This is a genomic window from Streptomyces sp. NPDC038200, from assembly GCF_055600785.1.
This window is the reverse complement of sequence record NZ_JBVJYH010000054.1, coordinates 1-4,779: the sequence shown is the minus strand read 5'-3', so window position 1 is coordinate 4,779 and position 4,779 is coordinate 1. Positions and strand designations below refer to the sequence as shown.

Genomic DNA, 4,779 nt, shown 5'->3' with positions numbered 1-4,779 from the left:
CCCACCCACTGCGTCCCCTGCCCCGGGAACACGAACACCGACCGGCCACCCTCGACCGACACCACACCCGACACCACACCAGACGACGGAACACCGGCGGCCAGAGCATCCAAACCAGCACTCAGGTCCACAGAGTCCTCGGCCAGGACCACGGACCGGTGCTCGAACACCGACCGCGACACCACCGACGACCACCCCACATCCACCAACCGGCCGGACCCCGCCACACCCCCGACCCGGCCCGCCAGCTCACGCACCACACCCGCAGAACGACCCGACACCACCACCGGCACCACCGGAAGGAGCCCCGCAGCACCCGGCTCCACCGAGCCCCGCACATCCGGCGCCTCCTCCACCACCACATGCGCGTTCGTCCCACTGAGCCCGAAGGAGGACACCGCGGCCCTGCGCGGACGCCCCACCTCCGGCCACGGCTCCTGCTCCGTCAGCAGTGCGACGGCCCCCGCGGACCAGTCGACATGGGGAGAGGCCTCATCGACATGCAACGTCTTCGGCAGCACACCGTGCCGCATCGCCATGACCATCTTGATCACACCGGCCACACCAGCAGCAGCCTGCGTATGACCCACATTCGACTTCAGCGAACCAAGCCACAAAGGACGCCCCGCGTCCCGCTGCCCATACGTCGCCAGCAACGCCTGCGCCTCGATCGGATCACCCAGACGCGTCCCCGTCCCATGCGCCTCCACCACATCCACATCACCCACACCCAACCGCGCATCCGCCAACGCCTGCCGGATCACCCGCTGCTGCGACGGACCGTTCGGCGCCGTCAACCCATTGCTCGCACCGTCCTGATTCACCGCCGAACCACGCACCACCGCCAGCACCCGATGCCCATGCCGCACGGCGTCCGACAACCGCTCGACGAGCAGTACGCCCGCACCCTCAGCCGGTCCGAAGCCGTCGGCGGAGGCGGAGAACGCCTTGCAGCGGCCGTCGGCGGCGACTGCTCGCTGCCGGGAGAACTCCACGAGCACCTCCGGCGTCGACATCACGGTCGCACCGCCCGCGAGGGCGAGGTCGCACTCGCCGTTGCGCAGCGCCCGCACCGCCAGATGCAGCGCGACCAGCGACGACGAACACGCCGTGTCCACCGTCAGCGCCGGCCCCTCCAGGCCGAGGGTGTACGAGATGCGGCCCGACATGACGCTGGCCGAGTTGCCGGTGCCGAGGTAGCCGTCGAAGCTCTCGCTGCCGTTCTGCAGCAGCGGCATGTAGTGCTGGCCGTTGGTTCCCATGAACACGCCGGTACGGCTGCCGCGTCGGCCGGCCGGGTCCAGGCCCGCACGTTCGAACGATTCCCAGGCGAGTTCCAGGATGATTCGCTGTTGTGGGTCCATCGCCAGGGCCTCACGCGGCGAGATGCCGAAGAACCCCGCGTCGAACTCCCCCGCGTCGTGGAGGAAGCCGCCCTCACGGACGTAGGCGCGCCCCGCCGCGTCCGGATCCGGGTCGTACAGGCCTGCCACGTCCCACCCCCGGTTGACGGGCAGGTCCGTAATGGCGTCGCGGCCGGTTTCGAGCAGCTCCCAGAGCTCGTCGGGTGTTCCGACGTCACCGGGGAGGCGGCAGGCCATGCCGATGATGGCGATCGGCTCGTCCTGGCCCGCCGGAGGCGGACCGCTCGGGGTGTTCGGCTCGGAGTCGGTGCGTTCCGCGTCGTCCTCGCCCAGTAGTTCCTCGCGCAGATGGTCGGCGAGTGCGCGGGGGTGGGGGTGGTCGAAGACGAGGGAGGCCGGAAGGGTGAGCCCGGTGGCCTCCTTGAGCCGGTTGCGCAGTTCCATCGCGGTCATGGAGGTGAAGCCGATGTCCTTGAACGCCCGACTCTGGTCGATCGCGTCGGGAGCGCCCTCACCCAGTACGGCCGCCACATGGGCAGTGACCAGCTCCAGGAGGGCCTTTCGCTGGGCGTTCCGGGGCTTGTCGCGCAGGGAGCGCGCCAGCTCTGTGCCGCCGGGGGCACCGATCCGGGCGGCCTGGTCCGCCATGGCCGCCGCCTCCGCCTGACGGAGACGGCGCACCTCGGGCAGCTCGTCGAAGAGGACGGTGGGACGTACGGAGGTGAAGGACGCCAGGAACTGTTCCCAGTCGACGTCGGCCACCGCGGCGTCGCCCGTTCCGCTGCCCAGCGCCCGGTTCAGCTCCGCGAGCGCCGTTTGGGGCTCCAGCGGAGCGATGCCGTACTGCCGCATCGACTCGGCGGCAGAGCCGTCCGCGGTGACGGAACCCGCCCAGGGCGTCCACGCGACGGAGACCGTCGGCAGACCCCGGGCCCGGCGGCGGGCGGCCAGGGCATCGAGGTGAGCGGCGCCGACGGCGTACGCGCCCTGCCGGACACCACCCCAGATCCCCGCAACCGAGGAGATCAGCACCAGTTCCGGTGCGCGTGGCGCGTCGAGCAGTGCGTCGAAGTGCGCGGCGGTAGCGGACTTGGCGGCGACGGCCGCCGCGAGATCGGCCGGGCTCGTGCTCTCGAGCGGAGCGAGCTCCACCGCGGGCGGAACGACGACCACCATGGCAGGGGCGTACTCGGTGACGAGGGCGGCGAGGACCGCACGGTCCGCGAGGTCGGGCGCCGCAGCGGTCGTCACGCGCTGAGCCACGTCCGAGAGCGCGGCCGGGAGTTCGGTCAGGGCGGGATCGGCGAGTACGACGCGGTCCGCGCCGTCCGTGAGCAGCCATCGGACCAGCGGCTCAGCGACGGCATCGAGGTCCCCGGCCAGCAGCACCGTGCCCCGCGGGCGCCAGTCCTTCCGTCCCCGGCGGGCGGTGGCTCGTACGAGACGCCGGCCGTAGGCGCCCGAGGGCCGCACCGCCAGCTGATCCTCACCGGCCGCGATCCCGGCGGCCAGCGCCCGCACCGCCAGACCCACCGACCGCGCATCCGTGTCCGCCGGGAGGTCGATCAGACCACCCCAGCGATCGCGGAGTTCGAGAGCGGCAACCCGGCCGAGCGCCCACAGCTGCGCACCCGCCGTCTCCGGGGTCTCACCGGGCACCACGGACACCGCACCCCGCGTCACCGCCCACACCGGAACACCGAACCCGTCTCGCAGGGCTCGGCGCGTCAGCGTCAGCGACGTGGCTACCCCGAGCGGCACCTCGCCGTGCTCCGGGTGCGGGCCCACAGCCAGTCCGAGGAGTGACAGGATGCCCGTGACGTCCGTTGCTTCCTCGAACATCCTGCTGAAACGGCCGTCGAAGTCCGCTGTGGCGGGGTCAAGAGCAAGGGTGTGCACGGTGGCGCCGTGGGTGGTGAGGGCTTGCTCGACATCGTGGGCGACACGTGTGCCGTCCGCGTCCAGGTGCTCGGGCACGACGAGCAGCCACCGGCCGTCAAGACGCGCCGACTCCGGCAACGACAGACTCTTCCACGTCACCTCGTACGACAGACCGTCCTGCGTCCCCGACGGAACAACCGCCGCAGAAGGACGCGACTCAAGCCAGTAACGCTGCCGTTGGAAGGGGTAGGTGGGCAGGTCGATGAGACGCGCGCCGCTGTCGTCGAAGAGGGCGGGCCAGGTGACGTCGACGCCCTGGACGAAGGCTTCCGCCACCGAGGTCAGGAAACGCCGCAGACCCCCCTCGTCACGGCGCAGCGACCCCACCGCACACACCTGCCGGCCCACGGACTCCGCCGTCTCCTGCACCGCGCCCGCCAACACCGGATGCGCGCTGGCCTCCACGAACACCGGGAAACCATCCGCCAGCAGACGCTCGACCGTCTCCTGGAACCGCACCGGCCGACGCAGATTCCTGAACCAGTACCCCGCGTCCAACGACGCGGTGTCGATCGCCGCGGCCTCCACGGTCGAGTAGAACGGAATCTCACCGCTCCGCGGACGGATACCCGCCAGGACCTCCTCCAGCTCGGCGCCCACCGTCTCCACATGCGCCGAGTGCGAGGCATAGTCCACCGGCAGACGACGAGCCCGCACACCCTCCGCCTCACACCCCGCCACGAACTCCGCAACCGCGTCCGGATCACCCGCGACCACGGTGGCCGACGGCCCGTTCACCACCGCCACACCCAAACGCCCCGCCCACCGCGCCAGACGCTCCTCCACCACAGCCACCGGCAACGCCACCGACGCCATCGCCCCGCGACCCGCCAGCTCACGCCCGATCAACCGCGCACGCAACGCCACCACACGGGCCCCGTCCTCCAGCGACAGGCCACCCGCCACCACCGCAGCAGCGATCTCCCCCTGCGAATGCCCCACCACCGCATCCGGCACCACACCCAACGACCGCCACAACTCCGCCAGCGACACCATCACCGCGAACGAAACCGGCTGCACCACATCCACCCGCTCCAGCGCAGCCTCATCGCCCAGCACCTGCGACAACCGCCAGTCCACCAAGCCCTCGAACGCCGCCTCACACCGCGCCATCGACGCCGCGAACACAGCCGACTCAGCCCACAGCCGGACCGCCATCCCCGACCACTGCGTCCCCTGACCCGGGAACACGAACACCGACCGGCCACCCTCGACCGACACCACACCCGACACCACACCAGACGACAGCCCGTCACCGGCGGCCAGCGCCTCCAGACCCGCACTCAGCTCCGCGGAGTCCTCGGCCAGCACCACGGACCGGTGCTCGAACACCGACCGCGACACCACCGACGACCACCCCACATCCACCAACCGACCAGACCCCGCCACACCCCCGACCCGGCCCGCCAGCTCACGCACCACACCCGCAGAACGACCCGACACCACCACCGGCACCACAGCCGGAGACACACCA

General features: G+C 71.2%; 1 protein-coding gene. It reads right to left on the bottom strand.

Annotated features, from left to right (window positions below; genetic code table 11):
- Positions 1-4,637 (bottom strand): beta-ketoacyl synthase N-terminal-like domain-containing protein (locus ACZ7KF_RS41420; protein WP_471087855.1); only part of this gene is annotated, 4,637 nt, incomplete at its 3' end.
- Positions 4,638-4,779 lie beyond the last annotated feature (142 nt).